Raw genomic sequence first — 19454 nt, 5'->3', positions numbered from 1 at the left:
TCGGGGGTGTCTTTCGATATGCAGCCATTATTCCCTAGGGGGCTACTTCTAATTGGCGTGCTGGGCGCTCCAGGCTGCCGGGTCTTGGCGCCAGTCTTGCAGTGAGCTCAGGTGAGCGGCACTGATTAACCCGTCTTCCTTAGCCACGTTAATCAAGGTCGGGTAATTAGTAACGGCATAGTAATTCAGGCCCGCCGTCGCGAAATTCTGATCTGCCGCCGGTAATTGATAACTAAAGACGGCAATCACACCGACGACCTCACCGCCGGCCTGCTGGACTGCCCGGACCGCGTTGAGGACACTGCCACCAGTCGAAATCAAGTCATCGATTACAACGACCCGTTGCCCAGCCGTCAACACGCCCTCAATTTGCTTTCCCCGGCCATGGTCCTTGGGCTTAGAACGAACATAAATCAAGGGCTTGCCCAGTTCTTCCGCTACCCAGGCAGCGTGGGGAATCCCGGCTGTTGCCGTCCCTGCTACGACGTCAACGTCCGTAAAATGTTCCTTGATCAAGGTCGTCATTCCTTGATAAATCGCTCGCCGGACCTTGGGGTAGGAGATGGTCAGCCGGTTATCGGTATAAATCGGCGAATGCAAGCCGCTGGCCCAGGTGTAAGGCTGGTCTGGACTGAGCGTCACCGCATGAATTTCTAGCAGATCCTTAGCAACTGTTTCTGAATAGGTCATGGTTAGTCCTCCGCTTCTAAAAAGTCATGTTCAATCTGTTCGTAGGCTTTGACTGGATTCCTGCTTTGGATGATCGGCCGGCCAACGACAATTGCGTTGCTGCCGAGTTGTCGGGCCTGGCGAGGGGTAACCACCCGCTTCTGGTCAGCCTTAGCCGCATTCTGCGGACGAATACCGGGAGTGACACAGAGGAAGTCCGGCCCCGTCACCTGTCGGATAGTCTGGACTTCCTGGGCGGAGCAAACTACCCCGTCCGCACCAGCAGCCTCCGCCAGCCGGGCGTAATTTTGCACGGATTCAACGAGTGAAAGGTCAACGTGCTGCTCACTATGGAGGGCTGCTTCGTCAATCGAGGTCAACTGGGTAATCGCCAGTAGCCGCGGCGCTGGCAGCCCTACCGCCGCAGCACCCGCTCGGAGCCCTGCCGCACCAGCCGCCACCATCTCGCTGCCCCCAGCCGCGTGAATCGTTGTAAAGTCGACCCCCAGCTGACCAAGCACGAACATTGCCCGCTTCACAGTGTTGGGAATGTCATGGAGCTTCAAGTCGAGGAAAATTTTAAAGCCCCGTTGCTGGGCCGCCCTGACAATTTCTGGCCCAAAATGATAGTAAAGTTCCATCCCGAGCTTTAAAATCGGCCGGGGTTCGACCGTCAACTGGTCAAACAGGCTGATGGCCTCATCCTTCGTTGCGACGTCAATAGCAACCATTGGAGAATAACGCTTCAAAATCTTACCTCCCATAAATCAGTCAGCTTATTAATTCCGTACCGGTCCATCACCAGGGGAAGATCCGCCGCAATTCGTGGGCAGGCCAGGGGATCGTGAAAGCTAGCAGCACCGACTTCAACGGCGTTCGCACCGGCCATCATGAATTCCAGCACGTCCTCAGCGCTTTCAATCCCACCGACCCCAATAATTGGCAGGCTGGAAACCGCCCGCACCTGGTGGATCATCCGCAGGGCCATGGGTTTCAATGCCGGGCCGGACAGCCCACCCGTGACGTTCGCTAGGACTGGACGCCGGGTCCGCAGGTTGATGCTCAAACCAGTTAAGGTGTTGACCATCGTCAGGCCGTTAGCACCGCCCCGTTCGGCCGCCTGCGCCAGGGGAACAATGTCGGTCACGTTGGGCGTCAATTTAACGTAAATCGGCTTGCCCTTAGCCCGTTGCACTACCTTCCGGGTCAAGTCCTCCAATACCGCTGGATCGGTCCCCATCGCCAGGCCGCCATGTTTGACATTCGGGCAAGAAACGTTCAGCTCGATGGCGCTGACCGTTGGTGCCGCAGCCAGTTGTTCAACGACCGTTTCGTACTCCGCCGTGGAAAAGCCAGCCGCACTCGCGATTACCGGTAGGTCGGGATAGTGGCGGTGGAGCCAGGGGAGCTTTTCTCGCACGACCGCATCGACGCCAACGTTTTGCAGGCCGTTAGCATTGAGCCAGCCAGCACTGGTTTCACAGACCCGGGGCTGGGGATTCCCTGCCCGGGCATGAAGGGTGGTTGATTTTAGGACCAACGAACCAAGTAGGTTGAGATCATAGTTTTTCGCCACCTGCTGCCCATAGCCGCAGGTTCCGCTGGCGGGAATAATTGGGTTTTTAAGCGCCAACCCGGGAAGGTCGACCGCTAACCGTTGTGCAGTTTCCATCTAAACGTGCTCCTTTCGCTCGACAACAAAAAACAGCGAGCCACCTAATCATCCTGATTAAGCGATCGCTGTGCCCTAGTCTTTCTCTAATGCCAAACACCGTACCGTTTTGCTCTCACAGGAGTCAATTAAATGGTTTTCGTATTCAACAAAATACCTTTGATCACATTGATGGTTTCCGCTCCCGGCACCTCAATCCACTGCAAATGGCTGGAGAAATTCTGGCAAAAATAAAGGCCATCTTAGCAGTGGACTAAGAAGGCCGTTTTTGGTAACGCACAATTAAATCCTTCTTAGCCTCACAGGACTAGTTTAAAGGTAAATTTGTTAGTATTGATAATAATCACTCCGGGAGAAAAAGTCAACTCCCTTTTCCCCGCAATCCTGGCTAAACCACCAGGCTCAACAGCCAGACACCGACCAAGCCGGCAATGACGGACATCGACATCGACCGGGTGAAGTAGGCAACAATCATTACGATCACCGCAGCCAAAATTTGTTCAACATGACCAAACGGCACGAAACGGTAGCCCGCTGTGGTAATGAAGATATTCTTCACGACCAGGGCCGTGAACAGGCTGACGGGCACGTACTTCATCCACTCGTTGAACCACTCTGGGATATGCCGGGTTGAGAAAAAGAGTACCGGGAAATAGCGGGGAATGAAGGCCGCAAAGGCAGCGAAAATGATGACTACCAGGTGATATAAAATTTTGTTTTGACCGGCGTGTGCAATTAATGCCGGCAGATTACTAAATAGCTGTTCCATCCTCTGTCCCCACTACTTATCCTGTGACTGCTCTTGAGCCTCAAGCTGCTTCTTAACCTCGGCTAACTGCCGGCGTTCCTGCTGATCTTCCACCGTGGTCCGGGTAATCTTCGGCCGGAATAGTTTCGTCAAGAACCAGTTGCTTTCCGGGTGCTTGCTGCGCCGCCGGACAGTATTTTCAATCAGGAAGCCGACAAAGGAGGCAATCAGGGTGGCAATAATGACCCCAATGATACTCTTGGTCAGCACCATAAAGACGACTGCCAAAACCGCTGACAGGATGCTGATCAGCAGGGTCAGGTGGCTTTGAACCTGCATAACGATCATGTATAAGAACAGGGCCGTCAGCGCAAAGTCAACCACTTCCAGGTTGATTGAAATGGCGCTACCAATCAGTCCCCCGACCATGTTGGCAACCGACCACGAAATCAGTGAGTAGTGCTCGACCATCAAGGCATCTTTCGGGGTCCATTTTTTGTCCGTCGCAAACTTCAAGTAGTTGATCGCGTAGTTTTCGTCGTTCATTGAAACGGCGAACAGCCAGATAAAGTGCTGCGACTCACTTTTAATATACTTGGATAGACTCGAACCCAGTAACGCATACCGCAGCTCTAAGAAAAAGAGCGTTAAGAAAATTGAAGATAGGGGCGCGTTAATGGTCAACAGGGACGCCAGAATAAACTGGGCACCGCCTGAAAAAACAACGATCGACACGATCAGGATCATAATGAAATTGAAGCCCGCCGCGTGCAATAAAATCCCACAAGCTAACCCAATCGGAATATAGCTCAAGCAAAGCGGCATCGAAACCCCGAGGACTTCGAGCCAGCGTGCTCTACCTGGATTTATTTGTGCTTTTGCCACAGAATTTCCTCCAATGTTTGTCAACTTATTAATAATTAAGACGACACAATGCCTCTTTAGTCTAACATACAATAAATTGCTTGAGTATATAAAGAGCAGAAAATTTCCCGGGAAATTTTCTGCTCTTCCTTATTTTTTAGCCTGTTTTAACGGCAAGGTGACCACGAAGGCCGTTTCGTTTTCATCCGAGGTCACCGTCACCGTCCCGTGGTGAAGATCAACGATACTCTTGACGATTGCCAACCCTAGCCCCGTCCCCCCGGTTGCCCGAGAGCGGGAGGCTTCCGCCCGGTAAAAGCGTTCGAAAAGGTGGTCAAGGGACTGGGCAGGAATGGGGGTCCCGTCGTTGGCAACCGTTACCTCCACCTGATCAGCCCGTTGGCGGGCATCCACCCTGATATAGCTCGCACCGTTGCCGTACTTAAAGGCGTTGGCAACCAGGTTGTTGAAGACCCGGCCGAGCTTTTCTGGGTCCGCCTCAATCATCAACGGGTTCGGCACCACCTTGGAGGAGATTTCAATCCCCCGGTGCTGGCCTTCCAGTTCGAAGCTCGCGGTTAGCTGCTCTAACAGCTGGTTAAGGTCAATCTGCATGATATTGACCGGGGCGCCGTGCTGCTGGACCTTGGTGTATTCAAAGAGGTCCTCCACGAGGTTTTTCATCTGCTTGGCCTTCTCGTAGGCCGTGTGAGTGTACTTGAGGATATCCTCTTCACTCTGGTACTGCTTGTCCTCAATCAGCCCCAGGTAGCCAATGATACTGGTCAGCGGGGTTCGCAGGTCGTGACTGACGTTGGTAATCAGCTCATCCTTTGACTTCTCGATCTTGCGTTCATCATCCATTGACTTGACCGCACTATCTACCAGGGCATTAACACTACTGATAACGTGCTGCTCGCTCCCCTTGAGCCGGAACGGAATCCGGTGGTCGAGGTGCCCCTGAGCAATGTAGTGCAGTTCGCCAATGATATGGTTCATCTGGTAGAGGTGGTAACGCCGGCGCAGTCGCCACCAGACAACCCAGGCATCAATCACCACAAAAAGGGCGATGATAATCCGTTGGTAACTCCAGATTTGGGTCTGAAACGGGCCCAGCCGCAACGACTGCTTAATCATAAAAATCCCGTTCGTGACGCCAGGGTTGCCCTGAATTACGTCCTGGATAATCATGATGATTGCCATGTTAAGCAAGACCAGGAGGACGACGGTAACGACCCCCTCCAAAATCAACGAACTTTTTTCACGTCCAGTTAACTTCACTCTTTTTCCTCCGGCAACCGCAATTAATGGCTTTCAACCTTATACCCAACGCCCCAAACGGTTTGAATAACCTTCTCACCGTTAGTAGCTTCTTCAATCTTATCCCGCAGGTGACTGACGTGGACCATGACCGTCTTGGCCGAAACAACACTTTCCTGCTGCCAGACCCGTTCGAAAATATCATCGGCCGAAAAGACCCGGTTCGGGTGGCTCGCCAGCAGGTACAGGATCCCGAATTCCAGGGCCGTCAGCTGAATGACATCCCCCTTGATCGTCTTAACCTCGTGGGAGTCCTTGTTGATAATCAACGGGCCGACGTTCAGGACATCTGGCTGGTCGTTGGTCACTTCCCCCTGGGTCCGCCGCAGCAGGGACTTGACCCGGGCCATCACTTCTAGCGGGTTGAACGGCTTGGTAACGTAGTCGTCCGCCCCGGAAATCAGCCCCTGGATTTTGTCCATATCCGCCGTCTTGGCTGATAAAACTAAGATTGGAATGTCTGAATCCTTCCGCACCTGCTTAATGACTTCCATTCCGTCCATTTCCGGCATCATCAAATCCAAAATCACCAGGTTAATGTCCGGGTTCGTGTTGAGCTTAGTCAACGCTTCCTTGCCGTCATACGCGGATAGCGGCTCGTAGCCCTCGTTGCGGATATAAATCTCAAGCAGTTGAACAATTTCTTTATCATCATCAACAACTAGAATTTTCATTTATGGCCACTCCTTATTTTCGCACTTAATCTCATTATCTATTATAGCGAACTCCTTGGTTAATAACGATGGATTCGCGCTAGCTTAACGAAAAGTTTAAGCCGGGCCGGTTAGTTTTCAGCATCGAGGTTGGCCATTTCCAGTCCAAGGCTCTTCCGCAGCAGGTTGGAAATCCGCTGCTGTTCGTCCCGCGGAACGACTTCAAAGGCCTGACCATCGCTGTTCTCGCCCTCACCCTGGGCGTGGTCCTGGCGGATGTTCTTCGTCGCCTTCCGGTAGTGACGGGCCAGTTGGAGCATATCATCAAAAGTCAGGTCAGTCTTGGAGTTATGCGAAATCGACTTGAGGAAGGCCTGGTTCAGGACCGTCTTGTACGAAACAGACTTCTTCAAGAGGGCCTCAATTATCAGCTTCTGACGCTGCTGCCGGCCATAGTCGCCCTGGGGATCGTCGTAGCGCATCCGGCTAAATTTCAAAGCCGTGGCCCCGTTCAGGTGGTAAGTTTCACCCTTTTCGAAGTGGCTGCCCTCATAGTCGAAGGTCAGCGGCGAGGTAACGGTGACCCCACCGACCTGGTTAATCGCCTGCTTGAGGCCACCCATGTTAACGAGGACGTAGTAGTCAATCGGAATGTTGAAGTGCTTTTGGACCACGTTGATGGTTTCCTTAACACCACCGAAAGTGTAGGCCGCGTTAATTTTGGCGGGTGAATCCTCCGGGTAGCCCGGTAGGTTGACCTTCATATCCCGGGGAATGCTGACAATCGTTGTTTGTTGTTTCTGCGGGTTGATCGTCATGACCATTACCGTATCGGTCCTACCCTTGTAGGAACGCCCAAGCGCCCCCGTATCGGTTCCCAGCAATAAGATTGACACTGGGCGCCGCTGGTCAAGCACTTTCTGGGCATCCCGTTGACGGGTCGCGCCAGACGAATTAAACATTTGATTAGTCGTTACCTTGACGTTGTGCCAGGCCAAGAAGGCGTAGATTCCGGCAATTACCGCTACAATCAGGACTAGCCAGCCGAAGATTTTCCAGCCGCGGTGGCGGTGGGGCCGGTCCTCCCGTTGACGGTAGTCGCTGCGTTTTTCAAATTGCTCCTCATCTTGGTTATTCATGCTTATAATCCCCCCATTATTCAATCTCACTACTGATTGTACCAGTTTCTCTCCCCGCTAAACAAAAAAGCCCCGAAATTTCTCGGAGCTTTTTAATCTCGCTTTGGTTAGCGACTACTTGTAGTTAGGAGCCGCCTTGGTAATCTGCACATCATGCGGGTGCGATTCCCGCAGGCCGGCATTAGTAATCTGGACAAACTGGGCCTTGTCAATCAAGGTTGGAATATCAGGGGCCCCAACGTAGCCCATTCCGGAGCGCAGGCCACCGTCGATTTGGAAGACGATGTCGGAAACGTCGCCCTTGTACTCAACCCGAGCTTCAATTCCTTCTGGGACCAGCTTATTGGCTTCATTGACCCCGCCTTGGAAGTACCGGTCAGAGGAACCGTGGGCCTGAGCCATGGCGCCAACTGATCCCATCCCCCGGTAGGACTTGTACCGTTTGCCGTTTTCTTCAAAGACTTCACCCGGCGCCTCAGTCGTCCCGGAAAGCATACTTCCGAGCATTACCGCGTTTCCACCGGCGGCCAGGGCCTTCACCACGTCGCCAGAGTACTTGATTCCCCCATCGGCAATAATCGGCTTGCCGTATTCACGGGCAACGGAAGCCGCATCGTAAATGGCCGTAATTTGGGGAACACCGACCCCAGCGACAACCCGGGTCGTACAAATTGAACCAGGGCCAATCCCGACCTTCACCACGTCAACCCCGGCATCAAAAAGCGCCTTGGTAGCTTCACCAGTCGCCACGTTTCCGGCAATCAGGGTTGCGTCTGGGAAGTGGTCGCGGATTTCCTTGATCTTGCGCAAGACCCCGGCAGAGTGGCCGTGGGCGGTATCAATCACAATCGCGTCGGCACCAGCCTTCAATAAGGCGGTTGCCCGTTCAAAGGTGTCACTGGTAACCCCCACCGCTGCGGCACAGAGCAGTCGGTTTTGGTCATCAACAGCCGCCTTAGTAGCGTTAGCGGGAACAACCACGCTCTTGACGTTAGCAACTTCCCCTGCCTGGGCCTGGATCGACATATTTTTATGAACAACGCCAAGACCGCCCTGGAGAGCCATCGCAATTGCCATCGGCCCTTCCGTAACGGTATCCATTCCAGCACTAATCAGCGGAATATTTAACTTAATATTCTTCGCCAGCTGTGTGCTCAGGTTAACCTCATTCGGTAAAACGTGACTTTCTGCTGGAATCAGTAAAACATCATCAAAAGTTAAGCCCTTTTTGGCAAACTTTGTGTCCCAATTTGACATTGATCATACACACTCCTTAATTTTGGTTAGGTCAATGCTACTAGGAATTGGGAACAAAATCAAGAAAAAGTTAAGATTCCGGCGAAAAAGTCAGTAAATTGTTCGCACTTTCCTGGTCAATCACCAGGGTGTTGGCGTAGCCGGCAGTCAATACCCCGTTAATTGCCGGCACTTTGGCAACGTTGGCGGCGACCAAAATGCTATGCTTCTTCTTTTTTAGCTCCGGCAGGTCGATGCCGATGGTTCGGCGATTAATGTCCTGGTTAACAACCCGCCCCTGGCTGTCGATGAAGCGGGAGAAGACGTCCCCGACCGCCGCCTCTTGGAGGACCTGCTGCTCATGCTCTTTGAAGTAGCCCAGGCGAAAGAGCAGGGCCGAATCCCGAACGGTGCCGACGGTGAACATGGCAATATCGGCCTCCCGCCCTAGTTTGAGAATATATTTAATGTGGGTGTCGTTGGCGACCAGTTCCTTCGTCTGGGCATGATCAAAGATGACCGGAACCGGTAGATACTGGGGCGGCGTACTGAAGGCACTGGCAAAGGTGTTGACCGTTTCAAAGGCGTAATTCCGGGTTTCGGTGTTTGCCATGCTCCCCTTCATCTGAACAACCTTCACTCCCGAAACGTCCTTCGGTGCGATGTGCAAAGCCACCTGGTAGACCGTCCGTCCCCAGCCGAGGCCGATGATGTCGTTATCCTGGACGATTTCTTCCAGGTAGTGGGCGCCGGCAACCCCCACCTCTTCCAGCGGGTCCTTTTTCCCCGGAACGATAATTATTTTTTTCAGGGTCGGGTACTTCGCTAACAACTCGGACTCCAACTGTTGGAGAGGGGCCAAGGGGTTATTGATTTTGACGGTCACTAGACCCTGGTCACGACCAAATTGCAGCAGGCGGGAAACCGTTGCCCGGGAAATATTCAGTTCGGTTGCAATATCCTGCTGGTTGTAGCCATCCCGGTAGTACAGGGTCGCCACCTTGAGGGCCTGACTTATCTTTTTTGTATCATCGTTAACCATCATTGCTCCTCCTCAACAAAAGAAGGGGGCCGTTACAGAACTTTTCTGAAACAGGCCCCACTATCGTCACTGACTGGCCGGTATTAATTTACGGCCTATTATACCATTACTTCCCAGCAATCGCAGTTTCCAGTGAAATGTTAATCATATCGTTGAATGTCTTCTCCCGCTCTTCCGCGGTCGTCTTTTCTTCACCAAAGATCAGGTCACTGACGGTCAGTACGGACAGGGCTCGGAAGTGCAGCTTAGCGGCAAGCAGATACAGACCAGCAGATTCCATTTCCGTTCCCAGGATGCCATAGTCACGGAGTTTCTGCATGTCGAGTTCATCATTGTAGAAGCGGTCTGCCGCGAAGATGTCACCCACCTTGGTGTCAATCCCCAGCTTTTCAGCCGTGTGGTAAGCAGTATCCAGCAGCTTAAAATCAGCCAATGGTGCGTAGTGGAAGCCGGGGCCGAAGGTGTTCATTGTCACCGCGGAGTCCGTTGAGGAACCTTGGGCCAGGATGACGTCCCGCAGGTGAACGTCCGGTGCAATGCCCCCACAGGAGCCGACCCGGATAATCGTCTTAACACCAAAGAACTTCACCAGTTCATTGATGTAGATAGACATTGATGGAATCCCCATCCCAGAGCCCTGGACGGAAACCCGGTGGCCCTTGTATTCACCAGTATAACCAAAGGCATTCCGGACGGAGTTAACCTGCTTAACGTTGTCCAGGAAGTTTTCCGCAATGTACTTTGCCCGGAGAGGGTCACCCGGAAGTAAAACTGTGTCTGCGTAATCACCCATTTGGGCACCAATATGTGTACTCATTTCGTGTTCCTCCTTAATTATTCAATAATTTCGTGAATCAATTCTGGCTGGTCATAGTGGTCGCTGATTTCAATGCTCTCATCGAGGAGCTTTTCGACGGCTGGCACCTCCTCCTGGTTGCTGTAAATCGTCAGGAGCGGTTCGCCCGCTTCGACCCGGTCGCCGAGTTTGTGGTGGAGCTCGATTCCGACGCTGTAATCCAGCTGATCATCGGCCTGCTGACGGCCACCACCGAGGAGCATACTTGCCATCCCGACTTCATCCGCCGCCAGCCGACTAAGGACTCCGGCCCGCTTTGCCCGGTACGGAATCTTGTACTGGGCTTGCGGCATTACCGTATAGTCATCAATCACCCGGGGATCGCCGCCCTGGGCTACCACCATCGCCCGGAAACGGTCGAGAGCCGTTCCGTCGGCAATGGTTTGTTCCAGCAGCTGCCGGCCTTCCGCAGGGTTAGCTGCCTTGCCACCCATCACCACCATGTAGCTACCGAGGGTCAGTACCAGCTCGGTCAGGTCAGCAGGGCCCTTGCCCTTTAAGACGTCAAGCGACTCTTCGATTTCCAAGGAATTGCCGACCTTGTTGCCCAGGGGCTGGTTCATGTCTGAAATCACCGCCATGCACTGGAGACCAGCCTGCTTGCCGATGCCAACCAGGGCGTGTGCTAGTGCCCGTGACTGGTCGAGGGTCTTCATGAAGGCCCCGGCCCCCGTTTTGACGTCAATCACCAGGGCGTCGGTACCCGAAGCAATCTTCTTGCTCATGATTGAGCTGGCAATCAGCGGAATTGAGTCCACCGTGTCGGTCACGTCACGGAGAGCGTAAATCTTCTTATCAGCCGGCGCCACTTCCCCGGTCGCACCAACGATGGCTAGTTTCTCGTCAGCCACCTGCCGGATAAAATCGGCTTCGCTAATCTCGACCTTGAATCCAGGAATCGCCTCCAGCTTATCCAGGGTTCCACCAGTGTGGCCGAGTCCCCGCCCGGAAATCATCGGTACGGGGATCCCCGTGGCCGCCACCATCGCTGCGAGCGGTAGACTCACCTTGTCACCGACCCCGCCGGTCGAGTGCTTATCAACTTTGGTCCCCGGGATGGCACTTAAATCCAAGTGGGTTCCCGAGTGCATCATTTTCATGGTCAGACTAGTCTGTTCTTCACTCGTCATCCCCTGAAAGTAAATTGCCATTAACAGCGCACTGACCTGGTAGTCCGGGATTGACCCGTCAACCACCCCGTCTACGAAGAACTGGAGCTGGTCGTCGGTCAACTCGTGGCCGTTTCGTTTGGCGTCAATTATGTCCACCATCCGCATTGTTGGCGTCCTCCTTTTTTAGTTAGTCGTTGCTGATTTCCTTGTAGAAGCTCGTCCCCCGCTTTGCTTCCACATTAAAGTTTTCCAAAATCGTGGCCCCGAGGTCGGAGAAGGTCTTCCGCAGGCCGAGTGACTGGTTGCTCTTGTTCATTGATGGGGAATAAACCAGCAATGGAACATTTTCACGGGTGTGGTCAGTGCCCCGGAAGCCAGGGTCGTTCCCGTGGTCGGCTGTAATCATCAGCAGGTCATCCGGTTTCATTTCCTTCAAGACGGTTCCCAGACGCTTGTCAAAGTCCATCAGTGCCTGACCAAAGCCCTTTGGATTCCGCCGGTGACCGTACATGGCATCAAAGTCCACTAGGTTGGTGAAGCAGAAGCCGGTGAAGTCCTGCTTCATCACTTCGTCCACATGGTCCATCCCGTCCATGTTGCTTTCGTTGTGGTAACCCTTGTCAATCCCTTGGCCGGAGAAGATATCGTTGATCTTCCCCACACCAATAACGTCGTAGCCAGCGGCCCGCAGACGGTCCATGTCAGTTTCACCGATTGGCTTCAGGCTAAAGTCGTGGCGGTTGGCGGTCCGGGTAAAGTGGTCCTTGTCAGGTCCCACGTATGGCCGGGCAATAATCCGTCCTACCGTGTATTCAGGGCCGTTCACCAGGGTCCGGGCGTATTCGCAGATCTTGTAGAGTTCTTCAACTGGAATGACATCTTCATGGGCGGCAATTTGCATTACTGAGTCCCCAGAAGTGTAAAGAATCAGTTCGCCGGTCTTCATCTGCCGTTCACCATAATCGTGAATAACTTCGGTTCCGGAGTACGGCTTGTTAACGATGACCTTCCGGCCGGAGAACTTCTCCAACTTGTCGACGATTTCTTGGGGGAACCCGTTCGGGAAGGTTGACAGTGGTTTGGTAACCGGCAGACCCATCATTTCCCAGTGGCCATCCATACTATCCTTACCAGCTGAGATTTCTTCCATCTTACCGTAGTCACCAATTGCCGGATCAGCGACCGGGACGCCTTCGATTGGCGTGTCCCGCAGGTTGCTGATTCCCAGCTTGCCCAGGTTTGGCAAAGCCAGCTTACTCTTGTAGTATTCACCAACGTGGCCCAAAGTATCTGAACCAACATCATCGAACTTGTCGGCGTCATGAGCGGCACCAGTACCAACTGAGTCCATTACAATCACAAATACACGTTTATATGACATCTTGACCCCTCCAATTTGTTAACTAAAAACGTACCGTGGCCGAAAGTTAATCTTGCTTAGCGGCTTCTTCCAAAATCTTCACGGAGGCGGAAACCCCAAGCCGGTTTGCGCCCGCTTCAATCATATCGTAGGCTTCGGCTAAACTGTGGATGCCACCGGCGGCCTTGATCTTGAAGTCTGGACCAACTGCTTCCCGCATCAGTTTAACGTCCTGGGCCTTGGCACCCGAAGTGGAGAACCCGGTGGACGTCTTAACGAAGTCCGCACCACCCTTGACGGTCAGTTTAGAAGCCCGCTTCTTTTCTTCGTCAGTTAGCAGGCAGTTTTCAATAATGACCTTCAGCAATTTGCCTTCAGCGTGAGTTGCTTCGGCCACGGCCCGGATGTCGTCTTCAACCGCTTGGTCGTTGCCGCCCTTTAATTCGCCGATGTTGATAACCATGTCAATTTCATCAGCCCCGTCGGCAATCGCCTGCTTAGTTTCGAAGACCTTGCTGGCCGTTGACGTTGCCCCGAGAGGGAAGCCAATCACAGTACAAGTGTTAACGTCCGTTCCTTCCAGGCCCTCGTGAACCCGCTTGACCCAGTAGGGGTTGATGCAGACAGAAGCGGTATTGTACTTCCGAGCTTCCTCAACCGTCTTGTCAATCATTTCCGCCGTTGCTTCCGGCTTGAGCATCGTGTGGTCCATGTACTTGGCTAATTGTGCTTGTGTTAACTTCATTATTGAATCTCCTCTTTTTCTTTGAATTCGCTTTCATTTTTGCTATGTGTATAGTTTAACATGAAATGAAAAAATGTCCACATAATCTGGGAACATTTTTTCAAAAACTAAAGACTTTTAGGAAATAATTATAAAAGGCCCCGTAGCGATGAACCGCACGAGGACCCTTAATATTGATATAACTGTTTGCTACAATGCTTGGGAGAACGCATTTTAATACCGGAAAATATCTAATTTCAAATCGGTGCTCAGGTCCCCTAAGGCGCCTAAGCCCGCTCTTTGTCGGTACCCCGATAATGGACGAATAAGTCCCTGACTCATTGTAAAGGCCGGTCGTCATCATTAATGACTTGGCGTAGGTCGCCGCCTGACTGGAAATCAGCCGGTCCTGGTCCCAGGGCTTGACCCCGTTATTTGCCAGGACCGCACCAAGGTTCGCCAGGCTCACGGCAGTAACCATCATCGAGCACTGCTTAAAGTAGGTCGTCAGGCTCGAGGTCACGTCGCCCTGCATTATCCCATTGGCTTTCAAGTAGTATGCCAAAGAACGGTCCGTATCGCCGGTCCGGTCTTCGGATTCAAAATTTCATTATTGAGCGTAATTTGCGGGTCATGGCAGATTTCCCGGGCGAACATGATAATCTGTTCAAACGGCTGCCGGTCGGCAAGCGGCTTGATCAACGACGTGACCTCAATCGCGCCCGCGTTAATGAACGGGTTCAGCGGGTGCTGGGCCCGTTCAATTTCTAGATTTAAAATGGAATTAAATGGGAAGCCGGTCTGCCGGGCGCCCACGTGTTTAGTTACCTCGTCCAGCCCCAGCTGCTTTACGGCGTATAAAAAAACAATTACTTTCGAAATACTTTCAATGGCAAAGCGAACGTTCGCGTCACCAGCCTGTTCTAATTCATTTTGATCTAAATTATAAAGCGCAACGCCAAGCTGCTTAGGCGCGACTTGGCCAAGCGCGGGAATGTAATCTGCTACTTTTCCATTAGCAGTTTTAGCCAAATTATTATCAATAACCTCTTGCAGGTTCAATTTGACCACCTCCTAGCCATTATCATATCTTTAAAAATATAAATTATAAATAATCTTATTTTAGCACAATTAACACTGAAATCATGGCTACTGTTTAATTATTTTTTTGATAACAGTTGCCAGGATGGGTCATTATTAACTTTAAAATAAAAAGGCTGGGCTTAATGCCCAACCTCATAATACCAGTTATTGCAATTTACCGCCGTTGCGAATGCCGGCCAACTGGGTACCCCCCGGAAACGTGGTACTTGTTCCGGAAGTACATATCCCCACCGAAGGCCACCATCCCCAAGATGATGTAGACCCAAGCATTCAGCCGTGGGTTAATCACGTTCGGCAGCCAACTAGCCATCATGTAGATTCCCAGCCAGAGGATCAGTCCACAGACCAGGATTAAAATCCGGGTCGCCAGTGGCCGCTTCTTCGTCCGACCCCGCGGTTGCAACTGGAGCATAATGTAGCTAAAGAGGACACCCCCGATGACCGCCACGAGGACGATTGCGGTAATTCCAGAGCTACCATACTGCTTCGTCTTGAGGATTTCTGGCGACAGCAGGAACATAATTCCGTACATGAAGGTAAAGATACTAAAGAAAATCAGGGTATTGTCAATGGACAACAGTTTCATCGACTGCTTGCCATCCGCCGGTTCATCCTTAGGTTTCGGATTCTTTAATTCCTTGGCGTATTCCGTCGGCGTGCCAAAAAGGGTCTTCGCGGTCTGCCCCTTCTTTTGACCATCCTGCAGCTTGGCAACCGTCTCGTTGATCATCGTGTCCCGCTTGTCCTTAGCGACACCCAGCCGGTCAAGCTGTTTGTTTAGCTGATAAATAAATTCTTCGTTTTTCCGGGTCAGGCCAAAGTTAGCAAAAGCGTTGCCCTTTTCTTGCCGTTGGGCTTTCTCACGCTGTTTTTGCCGTTGGCCGGCCTGCGCATTTCGTGGTTGTTCCTCGCTCAATGTGAAACTCCTCTCATCACTTTACTTTTCTGAGTTTAACGGCGCTTAAACGTTGAAGCGGAATTCAACGATGTCACCGTCCTGCATGACGTAATCTTTTCCTTCCAGCCGCAGCTTACCCGCTTCCTTAACGGCCGCCTCTGAGCCTAACTGGTCCAGGTCTTCAAAGCTCATTACTTCGGCCCGGATAAAGCCCCGTTCAAAGTCAGAGTGAATAATCCCAGCCGCTTGAGGGGCCTTCGTGCCCTTCCGGTAAGTCCAAGCCCGGGTTTCGGGACCCCCGGCAGTAAAGAAGGTTTCCAGACCCAGGAGCTTGTAAGCTGCCCGGATCAACCGGTTCAACCCTGGTTCGGTCACCCCTTCCATCTCCAAAAAGTCCGCCTTATCGGCATCGTCCATTTCAGCAATCTGTTCTTCGGCCGCGGCAGCCACACCGATGACTTCACCGTCATCCTTCACGTGTTCCTTAATCTGGTCCATGTACTTGTTGGCATCTGGATCCGCCATGTCATCTTCCGCGATGTTGGCAACGTAGAGCACCGGCTTGCTGGTCAGGAGGAAGAGACCCTTGACGATCTTCTTTTCATCGTCGCTAAAGTCGAGGGACCGCACGCTCTTCCCGTCTTCCAGGGCCGGCTTAATCTTGTTGAGCACCGCCAGCTCAGCCAGGGCGTCCTTATCACGGCCCTTGGCTACCCGCTGAACCTTGGCTAAGCGCTTGTTAACGGCATCGAGGTCCGCCATGACCAGTTCCAGGTTGATGGTGTCGATGTCTTCGATTGGGTCGACCTTCCCGGAAACACTGGTGATGTCATCGTCGTCAAAGGCCCGCACCACGTGAACGATGGCGTCGGTCTGCCGGATGTTTTCCAGGAACTTGTTACCCAGTCCTTCACCCTTGCTGGCCCCCTTGACGATCCCGGCGATGTCGGTAAATTCAAAGGTGGTCGGGACAATCTTCTTAGCCGGAATCAGTTCTTGAATCCGGTCCAAGCGCTTGTCCGGCACTTCCACCATCCCCACGTTCGGGTCAATTGTGGCAAATGGGTAGTTAGCCATTTCGGCGCCCGCCTTCGTGATTGCGTTAAACAACGTTGACTTGCCGACGTTTGGCAAGCCGACAATTCCTGCAGTTAATGACATGAAATCTTCACTTTCCTTTTTAATTATATTTTTTAACTAAGAACACCTAATTATTGATTGTCTGCTGGTACTTTTTCAAGGACTTTCTTAAAGCCCTTATCAAATTTCTGACGGGTCATCATGACGACGTGGCCGCAGCCCTGACACTGGATTTTAATATCAGCGCCGACCCGGGTAATCAGCCAGCGGTTGGTGCCACAGGGGTGGGCTTTCTTCATCAAAACAACATCGCCCTTATCATAAGCTGCCATGGTTAAGTCCCTCCTAGTCTAAAGAGATGTTTAATACTTCCAAAATCCGGGTTAAGTCATCATTGGACGTGTACGGGATTTCAATCTTGCCGGCGCCGCGCTTGCGACTTTGGGAAACAGCGACCTTCGCACCAAACTTGCTTTGCAGCTGGGCTTCCGCCTCCCGCAGGTAAACGGGCTTCCGCTGTCCCTTCTTCTGGGCCTTCTTCTTGCTGGTCCCGTTCATCTGGGCAACGATTTCTTCCAGTTGGCGGACGGTCAAGTTTTTGTCCATCGCCCGCTTCGCCAGACCGACCAGCTGCTTTTTATCCTTGAGTCCCAGAATCGTCCGGGCCTGCCCCATTGAGAGCCGCCCCTCGTTCAAGGCTTCCTTAATCAGGGGTGGCAGGCCGAGTAAGCGTAAGTAGTTGGCAATGTAAGGCCGGCTCTTGCCCAAGCGGTTAGCAACCTGGGCCTGCGTTAGGGAAAGTTTGTCCATCAGCGTCTGGTAGGCCTGGGCCTCTTCTAAGGGGGTCAGGTCTTCCCGTTGCAAGTTTTCGAGAACCGCGACCTCCATCATCTGTTCATCGGTCATGTTCCGCACAATCGCCGGAATCGTTTCCTGCCGGGCCATTTTTGACGCCCGAAAGCGCCGTTCACCGGCAATCAGCTCATACCGTTCGACCGCCGCATCCGGCTGCCGCAGGATAACCGGCTGAAAAACACCGGTTTCCTTGATTGAATCGGCCAGCTCCTGCAAAGCCGCGGAATCAAATGTCCGCCGCGGCTGGTAGGGGTTGGGGCGGATTAGTGACAATTTAACATCCTGGACTGTCTCGCCATTTACCGGCTCTTCAATGGTATTTTCTTCAAATAGGGCTTCAATTCCGCGACCAAGGCCGCCCTTTTTACGCTTTGCCATTATTCGCCAACACTTCCTTTGCTAATGCTTGATAGACCGCGGCACCGGTCGACCGTTTATCATAATCAACAATTGCCAAGCCATGGCTCGGGGCTTCCGATAAACGGACATTGCGTGGAATCACGGTCTGGTAGACCTGATTGCCAAAGAATTTCTTAACTTCCGCGTTAACTTGCTGGCCGAGGTTGGTCCGTTTGTCATACATTGTCAGAAGAACGCCCTCAATTTTGAGCGCCGGGTTGAAGTGCTTTTGAACCAGCTTGATTGTGTTCAGCAGCTGGCTCAGCCCCTCCAAAGCATAGTATTCACTCTGAACCGGGATCAAAATGGAGTCACAAGCGGTAAAGGCGTTGATGGTCAACAGTCCCAACGACGGCGGGCAGTCAATCAGGATAAAGTTATAGTCGCCCTTAACATCACCAAAGGCATCCTTGAGCCGGGTCTCCCGGGCCATCAAGTTCGTCAGCTCAACCTCCGCCCCGGATAGCTCAATGGTGGTCGGTGCAATGTCCAAGCCCGGGTGGCTGGAATGCTGGATGACGTTGGCTAGCGGCTCATCATTGATTAAAACGTCGTAGACACTCTTTTCAATATTGCGCTTTTCAATTCCTAAGCCACTGGTGGCGTTCCCCTGAGGATCAAGGTCAATTAACAAAACGTGCTGGCCCTGGTCTGCCAGGCAGGCACCCAGGTTAACGCTCGTGGTGGTCTTACCCACGCCGCCTTTTTGGTTAGCTAATGCAATTACTGAACCCATTAATATTCCTCCTACTGCTTCTTCGGAATCTCAATTACCAGTTGGTAGGATTGGTCGTTGTCCGATTCCTTGGTCGTGACCTTAAAACCACTATCAGTTGCCAGCTTAATTGACTTCTTAATCGTATTCAACGCTAACCGGGCATCATTGATCTGCTTGGCTGGCTTCGTCTTATTCTTCTTGCGGAGAGCCTTCTTCGCCGGCTTGCTAGCTGGGGCTGCGTCATTAGCCAGCGCCGGGGCGGGACTCGCTTCCTGGCCCGGTTCGGCGACTGGGGCAATTGAGGATAGTTCCCGCTGACGAGCAGCGGCCTTTTGTTTGGCGATTTCTGATGGCAGAGGCCGGCCTAGCAGTCGGGCCACTTCGTCTTCGGTTTGGCGAACCGTCAACCGGCTATTGACTATCCGCATCAGCATCTCACGCTGTTGTTTCTCGTTGAGGTCCAACATTGCCCGTCCGTGCCGTTCAGAAATTCGGTGGTCAAGGATGGCCGTTTGCACCGGTTTGATCAGTTTGAGGAGGCGCAGCTTATTGGCCACAAAGGACTGGCTCTTGCCCATCCCCTTCGCTAAGGCCGCCTGGGTCAAGTGGTTGAGATCCATCAGCCGACGGTAGGCCTGGGCCTCCTCGACCGAACTCAGCTGGGAGCGTTGGAGGTTTTCTACTAAGGCAAGGGAGGCGGCCTCATGATCACTCATTTTTTCGATAATTGCCGGCGCGGTTTCCCACTGTAACAGCTTCATCGCGCGAAAACGCCGCTCCCCAGCAATGATTTCGTACTTAGCGGGTTCGTATTCCCGAATTACAATCGGCTGGAGCAGGCCGTGTTCGTCAATCGTCTGGGCAAGTTCCTGGATTCCTTCCTTATCAAAGACCTGGCGGGGCTGATAACGGTTAGGAACAATCTGGTCGAGCTTGATCTCTACGACCTTCTGCTTGCTGTCATTACTGTCACTCTTCCCAAAGTTAAATAATGAAAAAGCCATC

The 19454-nt window shown here is 52.5% G+C and carries 20 protein-coding genes and 1 pseudogene; all 21 read right to left on the bottom strand.

All coding sequences use genetic code 11. The annotated features are described in order from the left end of the window. Nucleotides 1-48 precede the first annotated feature (48 nt). Nucleotides 49-690, bottom strand: coding sequence for an orotate phosphoribosyltransferase (gene pyrE / locus N4599_RS07360; RefSeq protein WP_260898779.1), 642 nt, complete (start codon nucleotides 688-690; stop codon nucleotides 49-51). Between the two features lie 2 nt (nucleotides 691-692). Next, on the bottom strand, nucleotides 693-1418 hold the full coding sequence (gene pyrF, locus N4599_RS07355; RefSeq protein WP_260898777.1) for an orotidine-5'-phosphate decarboxylase: 726 nt from the start codon (nucleotides 1416-1418) through the stop codon (nucleotides 693-695). Beyond that, complete coding sequence (locus tag N4599_RS07350) at nucleotides 1415-2341, bottom strand: dihydroorotate dehydrogenase (RefSeq protein WP_191363892.1); 927 nt, start codon at nucleotides 2339-2341, stop codon at nucleotides 1415-1417. Before N4599_RS07350 ends, pyrF begins: the two co-directional genes overlap by 4 nt. 388 nt (nucleotides 2342-2729) lie before the next feature. After that, complete coding sequence (locus N4599_RS07345; RefSeq protein ID WP_003715014.1) at nucleotides 2730-3110, bottom strand: AzlD domain-containing protein; 381 nt, start codon at nucleotides 3108-3110, stop codon at nucleotides 2730-2732. A 12-nt stretch (nucleotides 3111-3122) separates the two neighbouring features. Then, on the bottom strand, nucleotides 3123-3974 hold the full coding sequence (locus tag N4599_RS07340; RefSeq protein ID WP_003715033.1) for an AzlC family ABC transporter permease: 852 nt from the start codon (nucleotides 3972-3974) through the stop codon (nucleotides 3123-3125). 129 nt (nucleotides 3975-4103) lie between these two features. Further along, nucleotides 4104-5234, bottom strand: a complete 1131-nt coding sequence (locus N4599_RS07335; RefSeq protein WP_260898772.1) for a sensor histidine kinase — start codon at nucleotides 5232-5234, stop codon at nucleotides 4104-4106. 23 nt (nucleotides 5235-5257) lie between these two features. Beyond that, nucleotides 5258-5947, bottom strand: a complete 690-nt coding sequence (gene croR, locus N4599_RS07330) for a response regulator transcription factor CroR (RefSeq protein WP_003711679.1) — start codon at nucleotides 5945-5947, stop codon at nucleotides 5258-5260. Between the two features lie 110 nt (nucleotides 5948-6057). Next, nucleotides 6058-7065, bottom strand: a complete 1008-nt coding sequence (locus N4599_RS07325) for an LCP family glycopolymer transferase (RefSeq protein WP_260898770.1) — start codon at nucleotides 7063-7065, stop codon at nucleotides 6058-6060. A gap of 114 nt (nucleotides 7066-7179) precedes the next feature. After that, nucleotides 7180-8322: an IMP dehydrogenase gene (gene guaB, locus N4599_RS07320; RefSeq protein ID WP_191363889.1), complete on the bottom strand. Its 1143-nt coding sequence runs from the start codon at nucleotides 8320-8322 to the stop codon at nucleotides 7180-7182. A gap of 70 nt (nucleotides 8323-8392) precedes the next feature. Further along, the gene (locus N4599_RS07315) at nucleotides 8393-9343 is read right to left on the bottom strand and encodes a sugar-binding transcriptional regulator (protein WP_419719956.1); all 951 of its coding nucleotides are present in this window, start codon (nucleotides 9341-9343) and stop codon (nucleotides 8393-8395) included. A gap of 106 nt (nucleotides 9344-9449) precedes the next feature. Then, nucleotides 9450-10160, bottom strand: coding sequence for a purine-nucleoside phosphorylase (gene deoD, locus N4599_RS07310; RefSeq protein ID WP_194175987.1), 711 nt, complete (start codon nucleotides 10158-10160; stop codon nucleotides 9450-9452). A gap of 17 nt (nucleotides 10161-10177) precedes the next feature. After that, a complete protein-coding gene (locus N4599_RS07305; protein ID WP_003711646.1) occupies nucleotides 10178-11476 on the bottom strand; it encodes a pyrimidine-nucleoside phosphorylase in 1299 nt (432 codons plus the stop codon). A 22-nt stretch (nucleotides 11477-11498) separates the two neighbouring features. Continuing rightward, a complete protein-coding gene (locus tag N4599_RS07300; protein ID WP_260898762.1) occupies nucleotides 11499-12692 on the bottom strand; it encodes a phosphopentomutase in 1194 nt (397 codons plus the stop codon). A 46-nt stretch (nucleotides 12693-12738) separates the two neighbouring features. Continuing rightward, entirely contained in the window at nucleotides 12739-13416 is a 678-nt protein-coding gene (gene deoC, locus N4599_RS07295) for a deoxyribose-phosphate aldolase (protein WP_191363885.1), read from the bottom strand. Between the two features lie 268 nt (nucleotides 13417-13684). Continuing rightward, nucleotides 13685-14457 (bottom strand): annotated as a pseudogene (gene glsA / locus N4599_RS07290) (glutaminase A); the annotation flags it as partial. Between the two features lie 196 nt (nucleotides 14458-14653). After that, nucleotides 14654-15415, bottom strand: a complete 762-nt coding sequence (locus N4599_RS07285) for a DUF1129 domain-containing protein (protein WP_260898758.1) — start codon at nucleotides 15413-15415, stop codon at nucleotides 14654-14656. A gap of 45 nt (nucleotides 15416-15460) precedes the next feature. After that, a complete protein-coding gene (gene ychF / locus N4599_RS07280; protein ID WP_260898756.1) occupies nucleotides 15461-16558 on the bottom strand; it encodes a redox-regulated ATPase YchF in 1098 nt (365 codons plus the stop codon). A gap of 50 nt (nucleotides 16559-16608) precedes the next feature. Beyond that, nucleotides 16609-16809 (bottom strand): DUF951 domain-containing protein, encoded by a 201-nt coding sequence (locus N4599_RS07275; RefSeq protein ID WP_260898754.1) that lies wholly within the window; start codon nucleotides 16807-16809, stop codon nucleotides 16609-16611. A gap of 13 nt (nucleotides 16810-16822) precedes the next feature. After that, nucleotides 16823-17710 carry a ParB/RepB/Spo0J family partition protein gene (locus tag N4599_RS07270; protein WP_003711667.1) on the bottom strand — a complete coding sequence of 296 codons (888 nt, stop codon included), beginning with the start codon at nucleotides 17708-17710 and terminating at the stop codon, nucleotides 16823-16825. Continuing rightward, entirely contained in the window at nucleotides 17697-18467 is a 771-nt protein-coding gene (locus N4599_RS07265) for a ParA family protein (protein ID WP_260898752.1), read from the bottom strand. Before N4599_RS07265 ends, N4599_RS07270 begins: the two co-directional genes overlap by 14 nt. Before the next feature lie 11 nt (nucleotides 18468-18478). Continuing rightward, nucleotides 18479-19453: a nucleoid occlusion protein gene (locus N4599_RS07260; RefSeq protein ID WP_260898750.1), complete on the bottom strand. Its 975-nt coding sequence runs from the start codon at nucleotides 19451-19453 to the stop codon at nucleotides 18479-18481. Between the last annotated feature and the right edge of the window lies 1 nt (nucleotide 19454).

Source organism: Limosilactobacillus oris, from assembly GCF_025311495.1.
In the GTDB taxonomy this organism is placed as follows: domain Bacteria; phylum Bacillota; class Bacilli; order Lactobacillales; family Lactobacillaceae; genus Limosilactobacillus; species Limosilactobacillus oris_A.
Note: the sequence above shows the minus strand (reverse complement) of the source record. Positions and strands in the feature narration are given on the sequence as shown.

Excerpts from the sequence above, each read along its gene's own strand:
- croR (WP_003711679.1), bottom strand. The coding sequence starts at position 5,947 with ATGAAAATTCTAGTTGTTGATGATGATAAAGAAATTGTTCAACTGCTT.
- N4599_RS07345 (WP_003715014.1), bottom strand. The coding sequence starts at position 3,110 with ATGGAACAGCTATTTAGTAATCTGCCGGCATTAATTGCACACGCCGGT.
- ychF (WP_260898756.1), bottom strand. The coding sequence starts at position 16,558 with ATGTCATTAACTGCAGGAATTGTCGGCTTGCCAAACGTCGGCAAGTCA.
- N4599_RS07325 (WP_260898770.1), bottom strand. The coding sequence starts at position 7,065 with ATGAATAACCAAGATGAGGAGCAATTTGAAAAACGCAGCGACTACCGT.
- N4599_RS07270 (WP_003711667.1), bottom strand. The coding sequence starts at position 17,710 with ATGGCAAAGCGTAAAAAGGGCGGCCTTGGTCGCGGAATTGAAGCCCTA.
- guaB (WP_191363889.1), bottom strand. The coding sequence starts at position 8,322 with ATGTCAAATTGGGACACAAAGTTTGCCAAAAAGGGCTTAACTTTTGAT.
- deoD (WP_194175987.1), bottom strand. The coding sequence starts at position 10,160 with ATGAGTACACATATTGGTGCCCAAATGGGTGATTACGCAGACACAGTT.
- N4599_RS07300 (WP_260898762.1), bottom strand. The coding sequence starts at position 12,692 with ATGTCATATAAACGTGTATTTGTGATTGTAATGGACTCAGTTGGTACT.
- N4599_RS07305 (WP_003711646.1), bottom strand. The coding sequence starts at position 11,476 with ATGCGGATGGTGGACATAATTGACGCCAAACGAAACGGCCACGAGTTG.
- pyrE (WP_260898779.1), bottom strand. The coding sequence starts at position 690 with ATGACCTATTCAGAAACAGTTGCTAAGGATCTGCTAGAAATTCATGCG.
- N4599_RS07265 (WP_260898752.1), bottom strand. The coding sequence starts at position 18,467 with ATGGGTTCAGTAATTGCATTAGCTAACCAAAAAGGCGGCGTGGGTAAG.
- N4599_RS07315 (WP_419719956.1), bottom strand. The coding sequence starts at position 9,343 with ATGGTTAACGATGATACAAAAAAGATAAGTCAGGCCCTCAAGGTGGCG.
- N4599_RS07260 (WP_260898750.1), bottom strand. The coding sequence starts at position 19,453 with ATGGCTTTTTCATTATTTAACTTTGGGAAGAGTGACAGTAATGACAGC.
- N4599_RS07350 (WP_191363892.1), bottom strand. The coding sequence starts at position 2,341 with ATGGAAACTGCACAACGGTTAGCGGTCGACCTTCCCGGGTTGGCGCTT.
- N4599_RS07275 (WP_260898754.1), bottom strand. The coding sequence starts at position 16,809 with ATGGCAGCTTATGATAAGGGCGATGTTGTTTTGATGAAGAAAGCCCAC.
- deoC (WP_191363885.1), bottom strand. The coding sequence starts at position 13,416 with ATGAAGTTAACACAAGCACAATTAGCCAAGTACATGGACCACACGATG.